At 68.8% G+C, this 22,448-nt stretch carries 23 protein-coding genes and 1 pseudogene; 12 read left to right on the top strand and 12 right to left on the bottom strand.

The annotated features are described in order from the left end of the window. Nucleotides 1-18 precede the first annotated feature (18 nt). The 5 genes from folP (at nt 19) to A5736_RS08515 (ending at nt 3,155) form a co-directional block, all read left to right on the top strand. Nucleotides 19-894 (top strand): dihydropteroate synthase, encoded by an 876-nt coding sequence (folP, locus tag A5736_RS08535; RefSeq protein WP_076245594.1) that lies wholly within the window; start codon nt 19-21, stop codon nt 892-894. Next, nucleotides 891-1,832 (top strand): glucosyl-3-phosphoglycerate synthase, encoded by a 942-nt coding sequence (locus A5736_RS08530; RefSeq protein WP_076245593.1) that lies wholly within the window; start codon nt 891-893, stop codon nt 1,830-1,832. Before folP ends, A5736_RS08530 begins: the two co-directional genes overlap by 4 nt. Before the next feature lie 33 nt (nt 1,833-1,865). After that, on the top strand, nt 1,866-2,234 hold the full coding sequence (locus A5736_RS08525; RefSeq protein ID WP_076123721.1) for a DivIVA domain-containing protein: 369 nt from the start codon (nt 1,866-1,868) through the stop codon (nt 2,232-2,234). 5 nt (nt 2,235-2,239) lie between these two features. Then, on the top strand, nt 2,240-2,821 hold the full coding sequence (locus tag A5736_RS08520; protein WP_076245619.1) for a DNA-3-methyladenine glycosylase I: 582 nt from the start codon (nt 2,240-2,242) through the stop codon (nt 2,819-2,821). Between the two features lie 166 nt (nt 2,822-2,987). Further along, nucleotides 2,988-3,155 (top strand): DUF3117 domain-containing protein, encoded by a 168-nt coding sequence (locus A5736_RS08515; RefSeq protein ID WP_003406247.1) that lies wholly within the window; start codon nt 2,988-2,990, stop codon nt 3,153-3,155. 25 nt (nt 3,156-3,180) lie between these two features. On the opposite strand, the gene glgA is transcribed toward A5736_RS08515, so the two are convergent. Next, nucleotides 3,181-4,344 (bottom strand): glycogen synthase, encoded by a 1,164-nt coding sequence (gene glgA / locus A5736_RS08510; protein ID WP_076123722.1) that lies wholly within the window; start codon nt 4,342-4,344, stop codon nt 3,181-3,183. A 175-nt stretch (nt 4,345-4,519) separates the two neighbouring features. Between glgA and glgC the strand changes: the two genes are divergently transcribed. Continuing rightward, entirely contained in the window at nt 4,520-5,734 is a 1,215-nt protein-coding gene (gene glgC, locus A5736_RS08505) for a glucose-1-phosphate adenylyltransferase (protein ID WP_076064043.1), read from the top strand. A 1-nt stretch (nt 5,735) separates the two neighbouring features. Here glgC and A5736_RS08500 read toward each other — a convergent pair whose 3' ends face one another. From A5736_RS08500 to A5736_RS08475, 6 genes are all read right to left on the bottom strand, one after another. Then, nucleotides 5,736-7,421: a CocE/NonD family hydrolase gene (locus A5736_RS08500; protein WP_139333206.1), complete on the bottom strand. Its 1,686-nt coding sequence runs from the start codon at nt 7,419-7,421 to the stop codon at nt 5,736-5,738. Nucleotides 7,422-7,439: 18 nt separating this feature from the next. Next, nucleotides 7,440-8,114 carry an isoprenylcysteine carboxylmethyltransferase family protein gene (locus A5736_RS08495; RefSeq protein WP_076245618.1) on the bottom strand — a complete coding sequence of 225 codons (675 nt, stop codon included), beginning with the start codon at nt 8,112-8,114 and terminating at the stop codon, nt 7,440-7,442. 13 nt (nt 8,115-8,127) lie between these two features. Further along, a complete protein-coding gene (locus tag A5736_RS08490) occupies nt 8,128-9,771 on the bottom strand; it encodes an ABC transporter permease (protein WP_139333205.1) in 1,644 nt (547 codons plus the stop codon). Further along, nucleotides 9,768-10,709 carry an ABC transporter ATP-binding protein gene (locus A5736_RS08485; protein ID WP_076245588.1) on the bottom strand — a complete coding sequence of 314 codons (942 nt, stop codon included), beginning with the start codon at nt 10,707-10,709 and terminating at the stop codon, nt 9,768-9,770. Before A5736_RS08485 ends, A5736_RS08490 begins: the two co-directional genes overlap by 4 nt. Further along, the gene (locus A5736_RS08480; RefSeq protein WP_076245587.1) at nt 10,699-11,337 is read right to left on the bottom strand and encodes a TetR/AcrR family transcriptional regulator; all 639 of its coding nucleotides are present in this window, start codon (nt 11,335-11,337) and stop codon (nt 10,699-10,701) included. The genes A5736_RS08485 and A5736_RS08480 overlap by 11 nt, the downstream gene beginning before the upstream one ends. A gap of 85 nt (nt 11,338-11,422) precedes the next feature. After that, on the bottom strand, nt 11,423-12,097 hold the full coding sequence (locus A5736_RS08475; protein ID WP_076245585.1) for an O-methyltransferase: 675 nt from the start codon (nt 12,095-12,097) through the stop codon (nt 11,423-11,425). A gap of 203 nt (nt 12,098-12,300) precedes the next feature. Between A5736_RS08475 and sigE the strand changes: the two are divergent. From sigE to tatB, 4 genes and pseudogenes are all read left to right on the top strand, one after another. Beyond that, nucleotides 12,301-13,064: pseudogene (gene sigE / locus A5736_RS08470) on the top strand (RNA polymerase sigma factor SigE); the annotation flags it as partial. Nucleotides 13,065-13,191: 127 nt separating this feature from the next. Next, a complete protein-coding gene (gene rseA, locus A5736_RS08465; protein WP_076123728.1) occupies nt 13,192-13,584 on the top strand; it encodes an anti-sigma E factor RseA in 393 nt (130 codons plus the stop codon). Between the two features lie 132 nt (nt 13,585-13,716). After that, nucleotides 13,717-15,231 (top strand): S1C family serine protease, encoded by a 1,515-nt coding sequence (locus A5736_RS08460; RefSeq protein ID WP_076123729.1) that lies wholly within the window; start codon nt 13,717-13,719, stop codon nt 15,229-15,231. Further along, nucleotides 15,232-15,627 (top strand): Sec-independent protein translocase protein TatB, encoded by a 396-nt coding sequence (gene tatB / locus A5736_RS08455; RefSeq protein ID WP_076245584.1) that lies wholly within the window; start codon nt 15,232-15,234, stop codon nt 15,625-15,627. Nucleotides 15,628-15,631: 4 nt separating this feature from the next. Here tatB and A5736_RS08450 read toward each other — a convergent pair whose 3' ends face one another. From A5736_RS08450 to A5736_RS08430, 5 genes are all read right to left on the bottom strand, one after another. Further along, the gene (locus tag A5736_RS08450; protein WP_139333204.1) at nt 15,632-16,789 is read right to left on the bottom strand and encodes an Mrp/NBP35 family ATP-binding protein; all 1,158 of its coding nucleotides are present in this window, start codon (nt 16,787-16,789) and stop codon (nt 15,632-15,634) included. A gap of 34 nt (nt 16,790-16,823) precedes the next feature. Further along, nucleotides 16,824-18,161 (bottom strand): lytic transglycosylase domain-containing protein, encoded by a 1,338-nt coding sequence (locus tag A5736_RS08445; protein WP_083667264.1) that lies wholly within the window; start codon nt 18,159-18,161, stop codon nt 16,824-16,826. Between the two features lie 127 nt (nt 18,162-18,288). Then, nucleotides 18,289-18,831 carry a DUF1003 domain-containing protein gene (locus A5736_RS08440; RefSeq protein WP_076123732.1) on the bottom strand — a complete coding sequence of 181 codons (543 nt, stop codon included), beginning with the start codon at nt 18,829-18,831 and terminating at the stop codon, nt 18,289-18,291. Beyond that, complete coding sequence (locus A5736_RS08435) at nt 18,828-20,138, bottom strand: magnesium transporter MgtE N-terminal domain-containing protein (RefSeq protein WP_076064019.1); 1,311 nt, start codon at nt 20,136-20,138, stop codon at nt 18,828-18,830. Before A5736_RS08435 ends, A5736_RS08440 begins: the two co-directional genes overlap by 4 nt. 62 nt (nt 20,139-20,200) lie before the next feature. Further along, on the bottom strand, nt 20,201-20,671 hold the full coding sequence (locus A5736_RS08430) for a DUF4190 domain-containing protein (RefSeq protein ID WP_076245580.1): 471 nt from the start codon (nt 20,669-20,671) through the stop codon (nt 20,201-20,203). 108 nt (nt 20,672-20,779) lie between these two features. Between A5736_RS08430 and A5736_RS08425 the strand changes: the two genes are divergently transcribed. Both A5736_RS08425 and A5736_RS08420 read left to right on the top strand, forming a co-directional pair. Then, a complete protein-coding gene (locus tag A5736_RS08425) occupies nt 20,780-21,307 on the top strand; it encodes a general stress protein (protein WP_076123735.1) in 528 nt (175 codons plus the stop codon). A gap of 18 nt (nt 21,308-21,325) precedes the next feature. Next, nucleotides 21,326-22,448, top strand: a 1,123-nt coding sequence (locus A5736_RS08420) for an extracellular solute-binding protein (RefSeq protein ID WP_076245615.1), incomplete at its 3' end; no start/stop codon positions are given.

The raw sequence follows: 22,448 nt of genomic DNA, 5'->3' as shown, positions 1-22,448 counted from the left end.
GCCAGGCACCATGTACGTGTGCAGTCAACGTTGTGCGGCCGACCGGTCGCCGCCGATCGCCCGCTCATCATGGCGATCGTCAACCGCACGCCGGACTCGTTCTACGACAAGGGTGCGGCCTTCAGCGACGACGCGGCCAGGGCCGTCGCACACCGGGCCGTCGAGGAGGGCGCGGACGTCATCGACGTCGGCGGCGTCAAAGCCGGCCCGGGCGACGACGTCGACGCCGACACCGAGATCGCCCGGCTGGTGCCGTTCGTCGAATGGCTGCGCGACGCCTACCCCGACCAGCTGATCAGCGTGGACACCTGGCGTTCGGAGGTGGCGAAGGTGGCCTGCGCGGCCGGCGCGGACCTGATCAACGACACCTGGGGCGGCCACGACCCCGCCCTGGCCGAGGTGGCCGCGGAGTTCGATGCTGGGCTGGTCTGTTCGCACACCGGCGGGGCGCTGCCGCGCACGCGCCCCTTCCGGGTGAGCTACGGCACCACCACCCGGGGCGTGGTCGACGACGTGATTCGCCAGGTCACCGAGGCCGCCGAGTGGGCTGTCGCGACCGGTGTGGCCCGCGACCGGGTGCTGATCGATCCGACCCACGATTTCGGCAAGAACACCTTCCACGGGCTGGCCTTATTGCGTCACGTTGGCGATCTTGTTAAGACCGGATGGCCCGTCCTGCTCGCTTTGAGCAACAAGGATTTCGTCGGGGAGACTTTGGGTGTGGAACTGACCGAACGGCTCGAGGGGACGCTGGCGGCCACCGCGTTGGCGGCGGCGGCCGGCGTCCGGATGTTTCGGGTGCACGAGGTCGCGGCCACCCGCCGGGTGCTGGAAATGGTGGCCTCGATCCAGGGCATACGTCAGCCGGCGCGCACCGTGAGGGGGCTCGCATGACCGCATCGGAGCTGATCGCCGGCGATCTGACCGGCCACAGACTGCTCTGGAACCGCCCGCGCTGGACCATCGCCGAGTTGGAAGAAGCCAAGGCGGGGCGGACGATTTCGGTGGTGCTGCCCGCGCTCAACGAGGAAGAAACCATCGAATCGGTGATCGACAGCATCTCGCCGCTGGTGGATGGTTTGGTCGACGAGCTGATCGTGCTGGACTCCGGCTCGACGGATGACACCGAGATCCGCGCCATCGCCGCCGGCGCCCGCGTCGTCAGCCGCGAACAGGCCCTGCCCGAGATCCCGACGCGGCCCGGCAAAGGCGAGGCGCTGTGGCGTTCGCTCGCGGCCACCAGCGGCGACATCGTGGTGTTCGTCGACTCCGACCTGATCAACCCGCACCCGATGTTCGTGCCATGGCTTGTCGGCCCGCTGCTCACCGGTGACGGCGTCCACCTGGTCAAGAGCTTCTACCGGCGGCCACTCAAGGTCGGCGATTCCAGTGGCGATGCCGGGGCCACCGGGGGCGGGCGGGTCACCGAGCTGGTGGCCCGGCCGCTGTTGGCGGCCCTGCGACCGGAGCTGGGCTGCGTGCTGCAGCCCCTCGGCGGCGAGTACGCGGCCAGCCGGGAGCTGCTGATGTCGCTGCCCTTCGCACCGGGATACGGCGTGGAGATCGGCCTGCTGGTCGACACCTTCGACCGCTTGGGCCTGGACGCGATCGCTCAGGTCAATCTCGGCGTGCGGGCGCATCGCAATCGGCCGCTCTCGGAGCTGGGTGCGATGAGCCGGCAGGTGATCGCGACCCTGTTCGCGCGGTGCGGCCTGCCCGACTCCGGGGCCGGGTTGACCCAGTTCTTCGCCGACGGCGACGGCTACACGCGGCAGACCTCGCCGGTGTCGCTGGTGGACCGCCCGCCGATGAATGTGTTGCGGCCACGCTGATCGGTGTCGGCGGGATAGGGCAATATCGTTCCCGTGGCGTTGATTCTGCTCTACCTGGTCGTGCTGGTGCTGGTGGCGATCGTGCTGTTCGGCGCCGCCAGCCTGCTGTTCGGCCGCGGTGAGCAGCTGCCGCCGCTGCCGCGCGGGACGACCGCGACGGTGCTGCCCGCCTACGGCGTCACGGGCGCCGACGTCGACGCCGTCAAATTCACGCAGGCGTTGCGCGGCTACAAGACCAGCGAGGTGGACTGGGTGCTCGATCGGCTGGCCCGCGAGCTGGAGGCGTTGCGCGGGCAGCTGGCCGCCGCCCACCCCGCACCGGCCGCCGAGGTCGTCGAGAAACAGGCCGAGGGCGATGCGGTGGAACCCGACGACGGCGAGGATCGTCAGGACACTGTGTGAGCGACTTGAGTGATCAGGATCTGGTTCGCTGCGGCTGGGCGGACCTTCGACCCGGAGCCGACTTCGAGCTGTACCGCGACTACCACGACCAGGAATGGGGCCGCCCAACCCGCGACGGGGTGGCGTTGTTCGAACGGATGAGCCTGGAAGCCTTCCAGAGCGGCCTGTCGTGGCTGATCATCCTGCGCAAACGGGACAATTTTCGGCGCGCCTTCTCCGGGTTCGACGTCGAGAAGGTCGCCCGCTACACCGACGCCGACGTGGAGCGGCTGATGGCCGACGCCGGGATCGTCCGAAACCGCGCCAAGATCGACGCGACGATCGCCAACGCCCGTGCCGCGGCCGAGCTCGGCTCTCCCGACGACCTTTCCGAGCTGCTCTGGTCGTTCGCGCCGCCGCGGCGACCCCGGCCCGCCGACGCATCTGAAATCCCCTCGGCCAGCGACGAATCGAAGGCCATGGCGCGCGAGCTCAAACGCCGCGGGTTCCGCTTCGTCGGGCCGACCACCGCCTATGCGCTGATGCAGGCGACCGGCATGGTGGACGACCATATCCGTGCTTGCTGGGTGCCCGCGCAAGTCGAGTGAGGCGCGAGAGCCGGGTCTTTGTGTAACTGCCGACCCGAATAGGGAACAATGGGGGAGTGATTTGGCAGTTCAATGTCGGGTATGGCTGGAAATCCACTGGCGGGGCGTGCTCGGCGCCGACCCGGTCCGCGAAGGCGGGTCAGCTCGAACTTGGAGGGAGCATTCGATGGCGGCGATGAAGCCCCGGACCGGCGACGGTCCTCTGGAAGCAACCAAGGAGGGGCGCGGCATCGTAATGCGGGTACCACTTGAGGGTGGTGGCCGCCTTGTCGTCGAGTTGACGCCCGACGAAGCCGCCGCTCTGGGCGACGAACTCAAGGGCGTCACCAGCTAGACCCGCTACGGTCTGCCGGGCGGAGTCACGCACCCACCTTCCGGTAGATGTCCAGCGTTTGCTCGGCGACGCGGGCCCAGGAAAATTCCTCGATGCAGCGCTGGCGCCCCGCGCGGCCGTAGCGCTCCGCCCGTTCCGGGTCGGCGACCAACGCATTGACGGCTTCGGCCAACCCGGCCTGGTAACTGTCTGCGTCGTCGGGGTCGTAATGCACCAGCGATCCGGTGACCCCGTCGACGACCACCTCGGGTATCCCGCCGACGTCGGAGGCAACCACGGCGGTACCGCAGGCCATCGCCTCCAGGTTCACGATGCCCAATGGCTCGTAGACCGACGGACACACGAAAACAGTTGCCGCCGAAAGTATTTCGCGTAGCTGCCCGAGGGGCAGCATTTCCCGGATCCAGAACACCCCGGTGCGAGTGCGGGCCAAAGCGGCCACGGCCGAGCGAATCTCGTCGGCGATCTCCGGGGTGTCGGGAGCACCGGCGCACAGCACCAACTGCACGTCAGGGCTGAAGCGGTGCGCGGCCGCCAGCAGGTGAGACACGCCCTTCTGCCGGGTGATCCGCCCGACGAACGCAACGCTGGGGCGGCTCGGGTCGACGCCGAGGTCGGCCAGCACCGACCCAATGCGCCCCGGCCCGGCCGGATACCACACGTCGGTGTCGACCCCGCTCCGAATGACATGTACCAGGCTGGGATCCAGCGTCGGGTAGACCCGCAGCACGTCCTCGCGCATGCCGGAGCTGACCGCGATCACCGCGTCGGCGGCCAGCACCGCGGTGTGTTCCACCCATGTCGACACCCGATAGCCGCCGCCGAGCTGTTCGGCCTTCCACGGCCGCAGCGGCTCGAGCGAATGCGCGGTCAGCACGTGCGGGATGTCGTAGAGCAGCGCGGCCAGATGCCCGGCCAGGCCGGTGTACCACGTGTGCGAATGCACGACGGTGGCCGCCGATGCCGCATTGGCCATCAAGAGGTCGGCGGACAGGGTGGACAGGGCGGCGTTGGCGCCGTGGATCCGCGGGTCGGGCTGATACGCGAGGGCATCGGGACGCGGCGCGCCCATGCAGTGCACGTCGACCGCGCACAGCCGGCGCAGTTGTGCGACAAGCTCGGTGACGTGTACGCCGGCCCCGCCGTAGACCTCCGGTGGGTACTCCCGCGTCATCATCGCCACCCGCATACTCCGCACCGTAGTTCGCCGACGGCACCATCCGCGAGTCGGGCGGGACGATCTGTCGCCGCGGCGTCCAGCCGAGCCAAATACCTTGACGGACAGCCCGTCAGGGCCTGCCCGATCGGGAGGGCTAGGGCGTTGCCCCTGGCAGCACTGCGCGGCTGCCGTTAGGTTTGGAACCATGAGGGAAGCGCCACACGTGCTGGGTGTTGTCCTGGCCGGCGGCGAAGGCAAGCGGCTGTATCCGCTGACCGCGGACAGGGCCAAACCCGCGGTCCCCTTCGGTGGCGCCTACCGGCTGATCGACTTCGTACTCTCCAATCTCGTCAACGCCCGCTATCTGAGGGTCTGCGTTCTCACCCAATACAAGTCGCATTCACTGGACCGCCACATATCGCAGAACTGGCGGCTGTCGGGCCTGGCCGGCGAGTACATCACCCCCGTGCCGGCGCAGCAGCGCCTGGGCCCGCGCTGGTACACCGGCTCCGCCGACGCGATCTATCAGTCGCTCAACCTGATCTACGACGAAGACCCGGACTACATAGTGGTTTTCGGCGCCGATCACGTGTACCGGATGGATCCCGAGCAGATGGTGCGGTTCCACATCGACAGCGGCGCCGGCGCAACCGTGGCCGGCATCCGGGTACCGCGCGCCGAGGCCACCGCGTTCGGCTGCATCGACGCCGACGACTCCGGCCGGATCCGCGCCTTCGTGGAAAAGCCGCTGGACCCGCCGGGAACTCCCGACGATCCGGACACGACGTTCGTGTCGATGGGCAATTACATCTTCACCACCAAGGTGCTCATCGACGCGATTCGCGCCGACGCCGACGACGACCACTCGGACCACGACATGGGTGGCGACATCGTCCCGCGGCTGGTGGACGACGGGATAGCCGCCGTGTACGACTTCTCCGACAACGAGGTGCCCGGGGCCACCGACCGGGACCGGGCCTATTGGCGGGACGTCGGGACGCTGGACGCGTTCTACGACGCGCACATGGACCTGGTGTCGGTGCACCCGGTGTTCAATCTGTACAACCGGCGCTGGCCCATCCGCGGGGCGACGGAGAACCTGGCGCCGGCGAAGTTCGTCAACGGCGGCTCGGCGCAGGAGTCGGTTGTCGGCGCCGGCAGCATCATCTCGGCGGCCTCGGTGCGCAACTCGGTGTTGTCGTCGAACGTCGTGGTCGACGACGGCGCGATCGTCGAGGGCAGCGTGATCATGCCGGGCACCCGGGTCGGGCGCGGTGCCGTGGTGCGCCACGCGATCCTGGACAAGAACGTCGTCATCGGCCCCGGCGAGATGGTCGGCGTGGACCTGGAAAAGGACCGCGAGCGGTTCGCGATCAGCGCCGGCGGCGTAGTCGCGGTCGGCAAGGGCGTCTGGGTTTAGCTCACTGTCCGGGGATCTCCGGGACCAGCAGATGCGCGTCGTAATTCGGCCCCCAGTGCAGGGTGACCCGACCGCGCGGTGAGTTCCGGTAGGCCGCCGGCATCTGACCGATCAGCGGGTTGCGCGGCCACAGCCAGCGCCCCGCGACCACCAGCCGCAGCTGCTCGCCCGCGCGGAACAGCGTCGCCGACGGGCCCAGCGCGACATCGACGGCGACCACCTCGCCGGCCGACAGCGGCTGCGGCTCCGCGCATGTCGCGACCGGCTCCCACGGCCGAGACAGCTCGGGGTCCAGGGCCCGCAGCGCGACGCGCTGCCAGCCCGTGGTGACGCGGTCACGGCCGTAGCCGTAGGACCCCTCGAATTCGACGAACCGCCCGTCCCGCCACTTCTCCACGCCGACGAACAGGTTCGCGTCATCGCAGCCGTCCAGTTCTACCCACAACCGCGCGACCATCGGACCGGTCAGCTCGGTCTGGACGGAGAAGGTGTAGCTGAATGCTGCTGCGCGGGAAAGGGTTTCGAACGCGACCCGGCCAGCCCCGGCCGGCCGCTCCGGTGCCAGCGCCCCAGCAGCACCCAGATATAAAGGCCGCCAACGGGTTCGGGCGAGCGGCCAGTCGGCTTCTTCGCGCACCGCGGCGATGGTGTCACGATCCTCGCGCACCTCGAGGCGAACGCTGCGCGAAGCGGGCGCGCCGTCCAGCACCCCGCGGAAGAAGTTCAGCTGCTCGGCCCGTGCGTCCTCGGAATAGAACGTCGCCCATTTGCCGCCACGATGGGTGTAGAGGCGGGCGTGGGCGGAGCCGGCCTGCATGAAGGCCCGGACCGAGCCGCGCGAGTGCAGGTTGTTGTCGGAAAAGCTGCCGCAGACCAGCATTGGAACCGTGATGGCCGACAGGTCTGGCGCCAGCGAGCGCCAGAAATCGTCGCGCAGGGGATGCTCGTCCTGCATCGACACGAGGGCATAGGTCTGCCGCGTATCGCGGGACAGGTTGCGCGACCACATCCGGGTGAAGCCGCACTCCCGCACACCGCCCGGGTAGGCCAGGTCGCGATACGCGTCTGTGAACCCTTCCCACGGACAGATCGCCCGCAGCGCGGGCGGCCGCAGCGCGGCGACGGCGTACTGGCTGATGGCCAAGTAGGAGACGCCGAGCATCACGACGTTGCCGTCGCACCACGGCTGGTCGGCGATCCACTGCACGAGGTCGTAGGTGTCCTCGGCTTCCCGGCGCGAGAGCACGTTTCCGGTGCCGTCGGAATGGCCGCAGCCGCGCGAGTCGGCGTTGACGACGGTGAAGCCCTGCGCGGTCCACCAACTCGGGTCGGGTGCCTCCCAGCCCGTCAGGGCCGAGAAGCGCACCGGCATCGGCTGGCGCAGCATCCGGTACTGCATGGAGAACGTCCACTTTTTGCCCCGCCGCTTCGGCAGATTGTCCTTGCCGTACGGGTGGATGCTGAGGATGACCGGGCGGGTGACGTCGGAATGCCGGAAGACGTTGATCCGCAGCACTGTTCCGTCACGGGTCGACACCTCGACGTCGGTGTCGACGACGAGGTCTCGCGGTGGATCGGTGACGGTTACCGGCGGTCTGGCGATGCCGCGCAGCCGGCCCAGCGCGTACCGCAGGGCGCCAGAACGCCGCCACGGCCGGTCGAGTGCAGGTGCCGGATTGCGGGCCACGGCCATACCATAGGCCCGCTACCACACATTCGGTATCAACCGATAGCGCACCCGCTGCGTGTACTCGCGGTATCCGGCCAATTGCTGGGTGAGCAGCTTTTCCTCGTCGAGGATGCGAAGGACAAGCGCCAGCAGACCGACCGTCAGACCCAACAGCCCCCAGTAGGAGCCCAGCGACAGGGGGATGCCCACCATCAAGATCACATTCCCGGAGTACATCGGGTGTCGCACCAGCTTGTACAGGCCGCGGGAGGCCAGCTTCTGGCCCTCCTCCACCCGCACGGTGGCGGCCGCGTAACTGTTCTGAATCACCACGAACATGGCGACCGTTAGGCCGGTCACCACCAGGACGTCGCCGAGGACGCACACCGCGGCGGGCACCGACGACCAACCCATCCGGTGGTCGAGCGCGCTAAACGCGATCATCCCGAAGAGTCCGGCAAAGGCCAGGATGATGACGAACTTTTGGACCGTCCTGGCTTCGGCCAGAGGACCGCCGTGCATGCGCCGCCGCAGGGCCGCCGGGTTCGTCCGGGCCAGATACACGCTCGGGACGAGCGTCGCAATCGTGAAGATCGCGATGAAAACCCACGCCTGCCAATAGTCGAACGTACCTGCGGGATAGAACAGGATGAGGCCCAGGACGACCAGCCCTACGATGCTCGAAATCCCCAACCTGACAGCGATTTTCACGATTGTGTCCTTCCTACTGCCGTAGATCACGACGTCGAAAAGCGATGACTCCCACGATGATCAATGCCGCGTCGATGGCCAGCAGCCACAGCAGCGGCACTGCGGTGAAGTCGCTGCCGACCCGCGGAATGTGGGCGAACGGTTCGAGATCGAGCACCCACTGCCCGAACCCCGCCAGCGAACCGATCAGGTGCAGGGCGACGAATCCGACCAGCACGCCCCACGCCACCGGCGTGAATCGCGGTGCGATGCCGAACAATGCGAGCGTCACGGCGGACAGCAGCCAGACCGCGGGCAGTTGTACCGCCGCGGTCGCGACGACGGTCGCCAACTTGCCGCCGACGTCGCCGGCCGCGGTGCCGTACACGAGTCCGGCCACCACGCCGCAGGCCAGCATCGCGAATGCGGAGCCGGCCAGCGCGGCGATCAAATGGCTGGCCAGCCAACGGGTCCGCGAGACCGCGCCGGCCAGGGTGGTCTCGGCTCGCTGGGCGGATTCCTCCTGGTGTAGCCGCAAGGTGAGCGAGACGGCGAAGGCGGAAGCCGCCATGCCCAGCATCGCGAACGCCACCGCGATGAACGCCTCCTCCAAGACGCTGGTGCCGCCCATCCGCGCGACGATGTCGCGCGCGACGGTGCTGTCGCCCAGTTGGTCGCCGATGCCGTGCACCACGCTGCCCATCACCAGCCCATACAGGCACAGGCCCACGGTCCATAGGACTAGGGCGCCGCGGTCCAGCCGCCACGCCAGCCCGAAGACGTTGCCCAGCACCGGCGCGGCCCTACCGGGGCCGGCGCGTTCGGCGACGAGCCCGGCGCCGACGTCACGGCCCGCCAGCAGCCGATACGCCACCACCGTGAGCACGGCCGCCGTCGCCAGGTGCAGCAACAGCACCCACCAGCGCTCGCCCGCATACGGCCGAACCTGCAGCGACCAGCCCAGCGGCGAGAGCCACGACAGCGTGCCGGAGCCGGCATCGCCGATCGCGCGCAGCGTGAACGCCGCCGCCAACGCCGTGAACGCCACACCGCGGGCGAATCGCGCGCTCGGCGACAGCTGCGCGGCCACCCCCGCGACGGCGGTGAAGACCACGCCGGAGCCGGCCAGCGCCGCCCCGAAAGCCAATGATCCGCCGGGCGGGACGTCGGTGCTGAGCAATCCCGCCGCGCCGATCGCGCCGGTCGCGATCGAGGCCCCGAACGACAACATCAGTGCCGCGGTGAGGCTGGCGTAGCGGCCGACGGACGTCGAGTCCATCAGCTCGGTCCGGCCGGTCTCCTCGTCGGCGCGGGTGTGCCGGATCACCGTGAGGATGACGGCCACCGCGATCAGCACATGGAACATGCCCGCTTTCCAAATGCCAACTGCGCCAAGGCTGTCGTTGTAGATCTGCCCGTAGAGCGCGCGCTGGGCCGGGCTGGCCATGATGGAGGCCGCAAATCCGGCGCGGCCGGCCTGGGTGGGGTAGACCTTTTCGATGCTGCCGACGTACACCGTCGCCAAGGGGAGCGACAGCAGCAGCACCCACAGCGGCAACGAGATCCGGTCGCGGCGCAAATACAGGCGCAGCATCCCAAGCGTCCCGGAGAAATTCGAACTGCGTTGCGGCCCATGGTGCGCCGGAGGGCGCGGCCGATCCAGAACCGCGGTGCTCATAGCGCCGAAACCTTCCTTCCGCTGCGCTCACGCTGACCGTCGCCGGCCGTGTCGTAGTGGCGCAGGAAGAGCTCTTCTAGGGTCGGTGGCTGACTGACGAGGCTGCGCACGCCGGCGTCGCCGAGCACCCGGATGAGTTCCCCCAGGCTTTCGCTGTCGACCTGGGCACGCAACGTATTGCCGTCGAAGCTGATGTCTTCGACACCTTTGATCCGAGTGAGATCGCCGGGATCGCCGGTCATTTCGGCCTTGATCGAGGTACGGCTGAGATGACGCATCGAGTCCAGCGAACCGCTCTCGATGGTCCTGCCGGCCCGAATGATGGTCACCCGTTCGCACAGCGCCTCGGTTTCGGCCAGGATGTGGCTGGACAGCAAAACCGTCACACCGCGGTCTCGGGCCTCGGCGACGCACTGCTGAAATACGTTCTCCATCAACGGGTCCAGCCCGCTGCTGGGTTCGTCCAAAAGCAGCAGACCGGCCCGCGACGAGAAGGCCGAAATCAGGGAGACCTTTTGTCGGTTGCCCTTCGAGTACGTGCGCGCCTTCTTGTGCGGGTCGAGGTCGAAGCGCTCGATCAGCTCGTCGCGGCGTTTGTCATCGATGCCGCCGCGCATTCGGGCCAGCAGGTCGATGGTCTCGCCGCCGGTCAGTGAGGGCCACAGCGTGACATCGCCCGGCACGTAGGCGATCTGGCGATGCAACTCGACGGCATCGGTCCACGGGTCGCCGCCCAGCAGCCGTACGGTTCCGCCGTCGGCCTTCACCAGGCCCAGCAGGATGCGGATGGTGGTGGACTTCCCGGCGCCGTTGGGTCCGAGGAACCCGTGCACCTCTCCCGCGCGCACCGTCAAGTTCAGGCCGTCCAGCGCTCGCACGGCTCCGAAATTCTTTGTCAGATCCCGGATTTCGATGGGTGCGGTGTTGTCAGCTGCCATGTGATTCTCCTTGATCGTTTGCGGCCAGAAATGCGTCGTACATGGTGCGGTCGGCCATCAGGCCCTCGGTGTAGATCTCGAGGGCCGGCAGAATCATGTCCCGCGCGTAGTCCCGGAGGACCGCACGCAGATCGGTTGGCGTGTCGTGCATTTGGATGTAGAGCAGGAGGGCCCCGCCGCCGGTGATGCCGAGATACTTGGCCCTGGCCTTCGGATCGCGGCTGGGTTTGATCGTCCCGGCTCGCACGCCCTCTTCCATGTATTGTTCGGCGTTCTCAATCATCCTCTGCCACAACACCTTCGCGAGGTCGCCGCCGGTCTGCATGCTGCGCACCAGGTAGGCCGTCATCGGGGCGAATTCCTCGATCTCGGCGAGCCGTGCGAACCAGGTGGCCGGGTCGTTCGACCTGATCGTCTCCGACTTGGTGTCGCGGATCTCTTCGGCGATGAAGTCGTCGCACGCCTTGCGCAGGCCGTCCTTCGAGCCGAAGTGATGGATTACCAGCGCGGCGCTAACCCCCGCGGCCTCGGCGATGGCCCGCAGCCCGACGTCGAAGCCGCGCTGACCGAACTGCTCGATCGCCGCGTCGCGGATCCGGGCGGCGGCGGTCAGGTCGGCTGAACGCATGTTCAGTACACTAAACATGCGTTCAGTCCGACGTCAATGAGGCACGCCGTTAGGAATCCGTAAAGAAATCAGCGACGCGCGCCGGTCAGTCCCGGACCGCGGCCAGCACGCCGTCGCCGAGGGGCACCAGCGCGGGAGTGAGCCGCTCGTCCTCGGCGATCAACCGGGCCGCCTCGCGGACCGCGACGACCTCGGCGTCGCGCGCCGCGGGATCGCCGGCGCGCCCGCCCAGCCCGGCCCGGTGCACCACGATGACACCGCCGGATCGCAGCAACCGCACGCCCTCGATGACGTAGTCGGGCTGGTCGATCGGGTCGGCGTCGACGAACACGAGGTCATACGACTGGTCGGCGAGCCGGGTGAGGACCTCTTGGGCGCGGCCGCTGATCAGCCTGGTGCGCGACGGCCCGATGCCGGCTTCGGCGAAGGCCTGCTTGGCTAGGCGAACGTACTCGGGCTCGATGTCGATCGTGGTCAAGACGCCGTCGTCGCTCATGCCCGACAGCAGCCAGAGTCCGCTGACCCCAGCGCCGGTGCCCACTTCGGCGACGGCCTTGCCGCCGCTGAGCTTGGCCAGCAGGCTCAGCAGCGCACCCACCGCGGGCGTGACCGCCCCGGCGCCGATGTCCATCGCGCGCTCGCGGGCGCCCGCCAGGATCGCGTCTTCCGATATCGACCCCTCGGCGTGCGCGGAAAGTGCCTCGGCTCGGCTGGGGGCCGCATGGCCGGGGGCCACCGCGCCGTTATCGGTACCGTCCATGACCGGCAGCGTATGCCGGATTCGCGGTGCAGTAGGTCAGGCGCGCCTGAGCCCGACCACGCCGACACGCCCGGATGCCGCGGCGCGACGAAACTCACTGCGCGGTGGATACGCCCTGCGTATCGCAGGTAACGATATGGTTTCTCAGCCAAACCTCAGTGTGCTCCTATGTCGCGCATACGCCGATGCGCGACGGTTTGCCTATGGAACGCGGCGGGTACTGGACCGGGAATACACAGTGGCGAGTTCGCGTTGCCGCTGACGAATTATCAGACCCTGACGCCAGGGCGAACCCGGAGGACCCAATCATCACCACGCTTTTGAGCCCGAGCAGCATGTCTCACGCGCAGGAGTGCCGAGACGACGAGTGGGTGGAAACACCCGACGCGTTGCAGGGAACGGCGGTGTTCGATGCGACCGGGGACAAGGCAACCATGCCGTCGTGGGACGAGCTGGTGCGCCAGCACGCCGACCGCGTCTACCGGCTGGCCTACCGGCTGTCGGGCAACCAGCATGACGCCGAGGACCTGACGCAGGAGACGTTCATCCGCGTCTTCCGGTCCGTGCAGAACTACCAGCCCGGAACCTTCGAGGGCTGGTTGCACCGCATCACCACCAACTTGTTCCTCGACATGGTCCGCCGGCGCGCCCGCATCCGGATGGAAGCGTTGCCCGAGGACTACGACCGGGTCCCCGCCGACGAACCGAACCCCGAGCAGATCTACCACGACTCGCGGCTCGGCCCCGACCTGCAGGCCGCCCTGGATTCGCTGCCACCGGAGTTTCGTGCCGCGGTGGTGCTGTGTGACATCGAAGGTCTGTCCTACGAGGAGATCGGTGCCACCCTGGGCGTCAAGCTGGGCACCGTGCGCAGCCGCATCCACCGCGGGCGTCAGGCGCTGCGCGACTACCTGGCCGCGCATCACGAAAACGGCGGTGCGCTGCACACCAAGTCGGCGTAATACGGCGGGTCATTCGGTGCCCGAGTCGGCTCACGCGCGGTGACGATAGTGCAGCGTTGGGGTCTCGAGGCGGGTGTTCGGCGCTTCGTCGCGCTACATTCGAGGGGTACGTAGCAGCGAAAGGAGCTGGTGATGTCCGAGCGAGGACATGTGTTCCGCCGCGCGTTCTCCTGGCTCCCCGCCCAATTCGCCTCCCAAAGCGATGCGCCCGTCGGCGCGCCGCGCCGGTTCGGCTCGACCGAGCATTTGTCCGTCGAGGCGATCGCGGCTTTCGTCGACGGCGAACTGCGGATGAACGCCCATCTGCGGGCCGCCCATCACCTCTCGCTTTGCCCGCAATGCGCGGCCGAGGTCGAAGATCAGAGCCGGGCGCGTGCCGCACTGCGCGACTCGCAGCCGATCCGTATCCCCAGCGGGTTGCTCGGAATGCTGGCGGATATTCCGCACAGTTCGCCCGATGACACCTCCCGGCTGCCCGACGGATTCGCCGACCGCGACGCGCGCAACCGGCGCAAGCGCTCCTAGCTTGAGTCCCCGTAATCGGAAAACCGTGGATACTAGGGTGGACACGGACAATGCCGTGCCTGGTGCTCGCCCGGTAAAGGGCCCTGTATTAGGCGGTTTTCGAGCGCTCAGACGAGGATTTAAGAGGATCACGTGACCTCCGACCAAGGCAACGACAGCGGCAGTAACGGCGGCAACCGCCTCGCGCCGCGCCCCATCTCCCGGCCACCAGTCGACCCCGCCTCGCGGCAGGCGTTCGGTCGCCCCGCGGGGCAGCAGGGGTCCTTCGTCGCGGAGCGCGTGCGCCCGCAGAAGTACCGGGAACAGTCCGAGTTTTCGCCGCACGATCAACCGGCCGACCCCGTTCTGGAGGAGGCGTTCAGCCGCCCCGTCGGGGTCGGCGAGTCGCTGCAACGCCATCCTGTCGACGCCGGTGCGCTGACCGCCGAGACGGACGGTGCCGGCCCGGACGAGCTCGACGATCCGTGGCGGGACCCCGCGGCCGCGGCGGCGCTGGGGACCCCGGCGGTCACCCCGCCGGCACCGCACTCCGCGCTCGGTTACGGCGGCAAGCTGGGCGTGCGCGACGTACTGTTCGGCGGCCGGGTGTCCTACTTGGCGCTGGCCGTGCTGCTGCTGATTGCGCTGGTGATTGGGCTGATCGGCGGGGTGATCGGCCGCAAGACGGCCGAAGTCGTCGAGGCGTTCACCACCTCGAAGGTGACGCTGTCGACCCCAGGCAACAACGAAGGACCGGCGGGCCGATTCGCGAAGGTGGCGGCCGCGACCGCGGATTCGGTGGTGACCATCGAGTCGAAGAGCGACCAGGAGGGCATGCAGGGTTCCGGCGTCGTCATCGACGGTCGTGGCTACATCGTCACCAACAACCACGTGATTTCCGAGGCGGCCAACAACCCGAGCCAGTTCAAGACCACGGTGGTGTTCAACGACGGCAAGGAGGTGCCCGCCAACCTCGTCGGGCGCGACCCCAAGACCGACCTGGCCGTCCTCAAGGTCGACAACGTCGACAACCTGACTGTGGCCCGGCTCGGCGATTCGGACAAGGTTCGCGTCGGCGACGAGGTCCTTGCCGCGGGTTCGCCGCTGGGGCTGCGCAGCACCGTGACGCACGGCATCGTGAGCGCACTGCACCGTCCCGTCCCGTTGTCGGGGGAGGGCTCCGACACCGACACCGTCATCGACGCCATCCAGACCGACGCCTCGATCAACCACGGCAACTCCGGCGGCCCACTGATCGACATGGATTCCCAGGTGATCGGCATCGACACCGCCGGAAAGTCGTTGTCGGACAGCGCAAGTGGGCTGGGCTTCGCGATCCCGATCGACGAGGCCAGAGAAGTCGCCCAGACGCTGATCAAGGACGGCAAGATCGTGCATCCGACGCTCGGGGTCAGCACCCGGTCGGTCAGCAACGCGATCGCGTCCGGCGCCCAGGTCGCCAACGTGAAGGCGGGCAGCCCCGCGCAGAAGGGCGGGATCCTGGAGAACGACGTGATCGTCAAGGTCGGCAACCGCAAGGTCGCCGACGCCGACGAGTTCGTCGTCGCGGTGAGGCAGCTCAACGTCGGGCAGGACTCCCCGGTCGAGGTGGTCCGCGACGGTCGGCACGTCACGCTGACCGTGAAACCGGACGGGGATAACGGCTAGGTGTTCGCGAACCTCAGCTGGGAGCACATCCTGGTCCTCGTGGTGGTCGGGCTGGTGATCCTTGGGCCGGAGCGATTGCCGGGCGCCATCCGGTGGACGTCGAACGCGCTGCGCCAGGCCCGGGACTACCTCAGCGGCATGACGAGCCAGCTGCGCCAGGACCTCGGACCCGAGTTCGACGATCTGCGTGCCCCGCTGAGCGAGCTGCAGAGACTACGCGGCATGACACCCCGCGCCGCGCTGACCAAACACCTGCTCGACGGCGACGACTCTTTCCTCACCGGCAATTTCGACCGGCCGGTCAACGGCGTCCCCGCGAAGCCGGCGGAGCCTTCGTCGCCGGCGGCGCAGCCGCAGGCCCCCGGCCACACGCCGTTCGACACCGACGCGACCTGAGTAATCAGCGCTTGGTCGGATCGAGGCCCAGCGACACTCCGGCCAGGCCGCGCCGCCGCGTCGACAAGCCGTCGGCGACACCGCGCAGCGCCTTGCCCACGGGCGAGTCGGGCGCACTCAGCACGATCGGCAGCCCGGCGTCACCGGCGGCGACCAGCGCGGGGTCCAGCGGGATCTGGCCCAGCAGCGGCACGTCGGCGCCGGTGGCCCGCGACAGGCGTTCGGCGACCTGCTGGCCGCCGCCCTCGCCGAAGACCTGCAGCGTCGAGCCGTCCGGCAGCATCAGGCCCGACATGTTTTCCACGACGCCGGCGATGCGCTGACGGGTCTGCAGCGCGATGCTGCCGGCCCGCTCGGCGACCTCGGCCGCGGCCAGCTGGGGCGTGGTGACCACCAGAATCTCGGCGTTCGGAATCAGCTGGGCCACCGAGATGGCGATGTCGCCGGTGCCCGGCGGCAGGTCCAGCAGCAGCACATCCAGATCGCCCCAGTAGACGTCGGCCAGAAACTGTTGCAGCGCGCGGTGCAGCATTGGCCCCCGCCAGACCACCGGCGTGTTTCCCTCGGTGAACTGCGCGATCGAGATGACCTTCACCTCGTGGGCGATCGGCGGCAGGATCATCGACTCGACCTGGGTGGGCCGGGCGGTGGTGCCCATCATCCGCGGGATGGAATGGCCGTGGATATCGGCGTCGAGCACGCCCACCGCCAGGCCGCGCGCGGCCATCGCCGCGGCGAGGTTCACCGTGACGGTCGACTTGCCAACGCCGCCCTTGCCGGACGCGACGGCGTAGACCCGGGTCGTGGAGCTCGGCTGGGCGAACGGGATGACGGGCTCGCGGGCATCGCCACGCAACTGCTTGCGCAGCTCGGTGCGCTGTTCGTCGCTCATCACGTCCAGGCTGACCTTCACCGCGCCGGTGCCGGGAACGTCGGCGACGGCCTCGGTTACCCGCTCGCTGATTTCGGTCTTCTTCGGGCAGCCGGCGATGGTCAGGTAGATCGTCACGTGCACGCCGCCGTCGGGGGCGACGTCGATGCTCTTGACCATCCCGAGTTCGGTGATGGGACGCCGCAATTCGGGGTCGATCACCTTGCTCAGGGCGGTGCGGATGGTTGCGCTCAGGTCGGCTTGCGAACCGGCGGGGTCATGACGGGACATCACCGCCGAGTGTAGGCGGCCGGTCGGCCGAGGGTCAGGCCGCCGGGGCCGCTGCCGGCTGGTTGCCCGCAGCGTTCGACACCGGGCCGGCCGGCCTGGGTGACGCCGAGGCGCTCGGCGAAGCCGCGGCGGGGCCAGCCACCGGCGGCGCGGCCGGCGGGATGGCATCGGGCGGCGGTGGGGCTAGCGGCGGTGGGGCTAGCGGCGGTGGCGGTGCCGGTGGGGGAGCCGGCGGGCCGAACTGCGGTCCGGCTTGCGGCGAGCTTTGCGGGCCGATGCAGATCAGCGTGCAGCCGGGCTGTCGTGTCTGCGCCGGCGCCCCGGTGTTGGGCGACTGCCACGGGAACATCGGTGGCTGGCCGAGAGGCTGCTGCGGGCCGAAATCGATCAGCGGCATCCGCGCCAGCGGATCGTCGATGGGCAGGCCGTTGATGTTCATCGGCAGGTTGGGGCCCAGCCCTTCCGGGTGCTCGTCGTGCGCGTCGCCGAGCGGCGGCGGCGGACCGGTGATCGGCGGCAGGTCGACCGGGACGACGCCGGTCGCGTAGGCCGCCGCCCAACCCAGCACGTTCTGGGCGTAGGGCATCGAGTTGTTGTAGCGCAGGATCGCGGACATCACCTGCGCCGGGTCGCGCAGGTTGAGCCCGCCGCTGCACAGGTAGCGGGCGGCCGCGAGCGTGGCATCGAACAGGTTCTGCGGGTCGGCGGTGCCATCGCCCTTGCCGTCCGAGGCGTAGCGGGCCCAGGTGCCGGGCAGGAACTGCATCGGTCCCATCGCGCGGGCGTAGGTCGGGCGGTTGCCGACGCTGCTCTGCAGGATGACCTCGTTGCCGGGCAGCGTGCCGTCAAGAGCGGGTCCGTATATCGGAACGACCGCGGTACCGCGCGCGTCGACGGCGCCGCCGCCGGCGTGGCCCGACTCGATGCGCCCGATCCCGGCCAGCAGGTTCCAGCTGATGCCGCAGCCGGGGGCCTCGGCGGCCATCTTCTGTTCGGCACTGCGGTACGCCGTCAGCGCGATCGTCGGGATGCCCAGCGCGCCGGGCGCATTCACGATCCTCGGCGGCGGCGGCGCCGAGGCGGCGCCCGCGGCGACGTGGAAGGCGGTCGGCGCATGCTCGATCGCGATGACGGCCGGGCCGGACAGGTCAGGCACGGCGGGGGAAACCGCAGCTACCGGGCTTACGACGGCATGCACGGACGGGATTGGGCCTTTTCCGTGCAACGGCGGAGCCGCCGCGCCAACCGCCCCGGCTAACACCAACGGAGTAATCACGGCTACTCCGAATGCCGGTGTCCGCGTTACGCCGGCTGCCCGATTCGCGGCCGCCGCGGCGGCCGGGCGTGCACCCCAGCGTCCCCCTATGCGCACTCGACCGTCCTAAGTATGTGAGCTGCCGGATGAGTATGTGAGCTGCCGGAAACCTCTTCTTAGCCTCGTGAACTTGTCACCCTACATAACTCCCGTTACGGGAGTGGCGCAATGGTTGATTTGCGATTCATCTTGATTTCTTGGCGGCCCGCTCCAGGTCATCGCGCGCCTGCGCGGTCCCGTCGTCCGTGGTTTCCCGCTGTAGATCGGTTAGCAGGGTGCGGAGATCCTCGAGCTCGTGACGCAGGTACTCGCGGGTCACCACCTCGCCAACAGCCAGGCGCAGCGCGGCCAGCTCCCGCGCCAGATACTCGGTGTCGGCCTTGGTTTGCGCGGCGCGACGGCGGTCCTCTTCGAGCGCCACCCGGTCGCGGTTCTCCTGCCGGTTCTGCGCGAGCAGAATCAGCGGTGCCGCGTAGGCGGCCTGGGTGGAGAAAGCCAGGTTAAGCAGGATGAACGGGTATGGGTCCCAGCGCAGGGAGGCGGCGGATACGTTCAGCACGATCCACCCGATCACGATGATGGTTTGAATCAGCAGGTAGCGGCCGGTGCCGAAGAACCGCGCGATGGATTCGGTGATCTGGCCGACGGTCTCGGGGTCCAGCCGCGGCGAATACCTGCGCGATGTCCGCGGGGTGTACAGCCTTCGCGGTGCCGTGGATCTGCTCACGCGGATCCTCCCAGTCGTTGTTCGATACGACCGGCGGTGTCCAGCTGCTGCACGTCGACGCGCCAGTCGTGCGGCAGCAGGTGATCGAGCAGGTCGTCCACGGTTACCGCGCCTAACAGATGGTTCTGGTCGTCGAGCACCGGTCCGCATACCAGGTTGTAGGCGGCGAGGTAGCGGGTCACCGCGCCCAGGGGGGTTTCCGGCGTCAGGGTGAGCAGGTCGCTGTCGACGATCCCGCCGACCAACTCCGCCGGCGCCTCCCGCAGCAGTCGCTGCAACGAAATGCAGCCCAGATAGCGTCCGGTCGGGGTGGCCGTCGGCGGGCGCGCCACGAACACCATCGACGACAGCGCGGCGGTGAGGTCGGGATCGCGGACGCGGGCCAGTGCCTCGGCGACCGACGTGTCCGGTGTCAGCACGACGGGGTCCGAGGTCATCAGGCCGCCCGCGGTGTCGGGGGAGTGCGTCAGCAGCCTTCGTACCGGTTCGGATTCGTCGGGGTCCATCCGGGTCAGCAACATCTCGGCGTCGGTTGGATTGAGCACGCCGAGCAGGTCGGCGGCATCGTCCGGGTCCATCTCCTCCAGCACATCGGCCGATCGGTCGGTGCCGAGCTGCGACAGCACGTCGGCCTGATCCAGTTCGGGGAGCTCCTGCAGAACATCGGCCAGCCGGTCGTCGTCGAGCGCCCGCAGCACCTCGTAGCGCCGCTTGGGTGGCAGCCCGCGGATCGTATCGGCCACATCGACCGGCTTTCGCCCGTCGAATTGCTCAAGCAGCTGGGCCACCCCCTGACCCGGCAACGCCAGTGCCGACGGGGTCAGTCCCTGCACGCTCTGCCAGTCCACGACGTGCACGGGGCCGCGCCGTCCCAGCCGTCGTTGGCCGCGAACGGCCACCCGGTGCACCATCCAGTCCCGGGTTCGGGTCTGCTCGATTCCCAGGTCGGTGACGACGACGTCGACGCCGGCCAGCTCCGGCAGCTCCGGGTCGTTGACCTTGACCGGGGTGTCGAGCACCTGGCCTATCACCAGGACCTCGCCCGGCCGTTGCTCGAAGTGACGCAGGGATACGTTGCCGGTGTTGAGGGTCACCGCGTTGGGCTCGATCGCGGCGACCCGCAGGATCGGAATGAAGATGCTGCGCCGGGTGGCCAGGTCGACGACCAGCCCCAGCACCCGCGGTTGCTGACGCACGATGCTGATGCTGATCACGACATCGCGGACGCGCCCGAAGTTCTCACCGAGTGGACCCAGCACCAACATTCGCGCGAGCCGCGCGGCGTACACCCGGTTGACCGATCCCATGCAACAGAGCCTAGGCAGCCGCTGGCCGCAAGGCAGCCGCGGTGTCAGCGCCCCGCGCGCCGCTAACGCTGCATCGCGAAGATCGCGACGATCAAGGTGACGATCAGGGTGGCGACGCCGATCACTATGCCGGCGACCGCCAGCGCGTAGCCGTCTTGGTGAGTCCGCTTGATCTGGCCCAGTGCGATCGCGCCCAGCACGATGGCGACGATCCCGCCGATGCAGCAGAACACGCCGGTGAACGACGAGATCAGCGAGGCGATCGCCAGACCGTTCATCCCAGGCTGCATCTCCGGCTGCGGCCCATAGCCGGCGGGACCAAACTGCGGCGGCCCCTGCGGCCCGTAGGCGGGGGGCGGATAGCCGCCCGGATAGCCGGGCGGGTAGCTCGGCGGCGGATAGGGCAGTGGGTAGTCGGCCGCGGGCGGCGGTACCGGCGCATCCCAGGGAGGTTGCCAAGGCGGTTGCTCGCCACTCGGCGGCGGACGCGCCGCGTCGTCGTGGGCGTCTTCGCCGCCGCCGGGAGCTGTCATGCCGATCAATCTAACCGCCACGCTGGTGGAGGGCGCGGCCACAATCGGTCGATAGGGTGGGAGGGTCGGGGATGCAGCCGTTTCCAGGCCGGAGGAGAATGAGCGGCGATGACTAATCCATTCCAGCCCGGGCAGGTTCCCGGCGCGACGCCCTCCGGCCCCGGCGCCGGACGGCGTGGTGTGCCCGGATTGCCTACTCCCCCCAAGGGCTGGCCGGTCGGGTCCTACCCCACCTACGCCGAGGCGCAGCGCGCCGTCGACTACCTATCCGACCAGCAGTTCCCGGTCCAGCAGGTGACCATCGTCGGCGTCGATCTCATGCAGGTCGAGCGCGTCACCGGCCGGCTCACCTGGCCCAAGGTGCTCGGCGGCGGCGTGCTCAGCGGCGCCTGGCTCGGACTGTTCATCGGGTTGGTCCTCGGCTTCTTCAGCCCGAATCCATGGGCCGCGCTGGCCACCGGCTTGGTCGCCGGCGTGTTCTTCGGGTTGATCACCTCGGCGGTTCCCTATTCAATGGCCCGCGGCACAAGGGATTTCAGCTCGACGATGCAATTGGTGGCCGGCCGCTACGACGTGCTCTGCGATCCCCAGAACGCAGAGAAAGCGCGGGATCTGCTGGCGCGCCTGGCTATCTGACGCGCGGAGGCTGATTCAGTGAGTCGTCGCGGGCGCGCATTGGGCGCAATCGTGCTGGCGGCGTTGTCGATCGCATCGGTGTCGGCCTGCGGCTCCACCGGGCATCGGCTGGTGATCAGCTTCTATACGCCGGCCACCGACGGCGGGACGTTCGCCGAGGTGGCTCATCGCTGTACCGAAGAACTCGGCGGCCGGTTCGCCATCGCGCAGATAAGCCTGGCCCGGGCGCCCGGCGAGCAGCGCTTGCAGCTGGCCCGCCGGCTGACCGGTCGCGACCGCAGCCTCGACGTGATGGCGCTGGACGTCATCTGGACCGCGGAGTTCGCCGAGGCGGGCTGGGCGCTGCCGCTCTCCGACGACCCGGCCGGGCGGGCCGATACCGATGCGACCGCCGATACCCTGCCCGGGCCGCTCGCGACGGCCCGGTGGAAACACCGGCTCTATGCCGCACCCATGGCTACCAACACCCAATCGCTTTGGTACAGGCCGGATTTGGTCAAGCGGCCACCGAGCGATTGGAACGACATGGTGGCCGAGGCGGCCCGGCTGCGCGCGGCGGGCCAGCCCAGCTGGATCGCGGTGCAGGCCAACGAGGCCGAAGGGCTGGTGGTGTGGTTCAACACGCTGCTGGTGAGCGGCGGCGGTCAGGTGCTCTCCGAGGACGGCCGCCAGGTCACCCTGACCGACACGCCCGCCCACCGCGCCGCCACCGTCAACGCGCTGCGCATTCTCAAGTCGGTGGCCACCGCGCCCGGCGCCGATCCGTCAATCACCCGCACCGATGAGTCCACGGCGCGGTTGGCGGTCGAACAGGGTAAGGCCGCACTCGAAGTCAACTGGCCTTTCGTGCTGCCGTCCATGCTGGAGAACGCGGTGAAGGGCGGTGTGGACTTCCTTCCGCTCGACCGGAATCCGGAGCTGGCCGGCACCGTCAACGGCGTCGGCGCGTTCGTGCCCAACGATGAGCAATTCCGCATCGCCTACGACGCCAGCCAGAAGGTGTTCGGTTTCGCGCCCTACCCCGGCGTCGCGCCGGGCCGGCCGGCCCGGGTGACGATCGGCGGGCTCAACCTGGCGGTGGCCAGCACCACCCGTCACCGCGCCGAGGCGTTCGAAGCCGTCCGCTGCCTGCGCAGCCTGC

It is taken from the genome of Mycobacterium sp. SP-6446 (assembly GCF_001954045.1).
Taxonomy (GTDB): Bacteria; Actinomycetota; Actinomycetes; order Mycobacteriales; family Mycobacteriaceae; genus Mycobacterium.
This window is presented reverse-complemented; position numbering and strand designations above follow the sequence as displayed.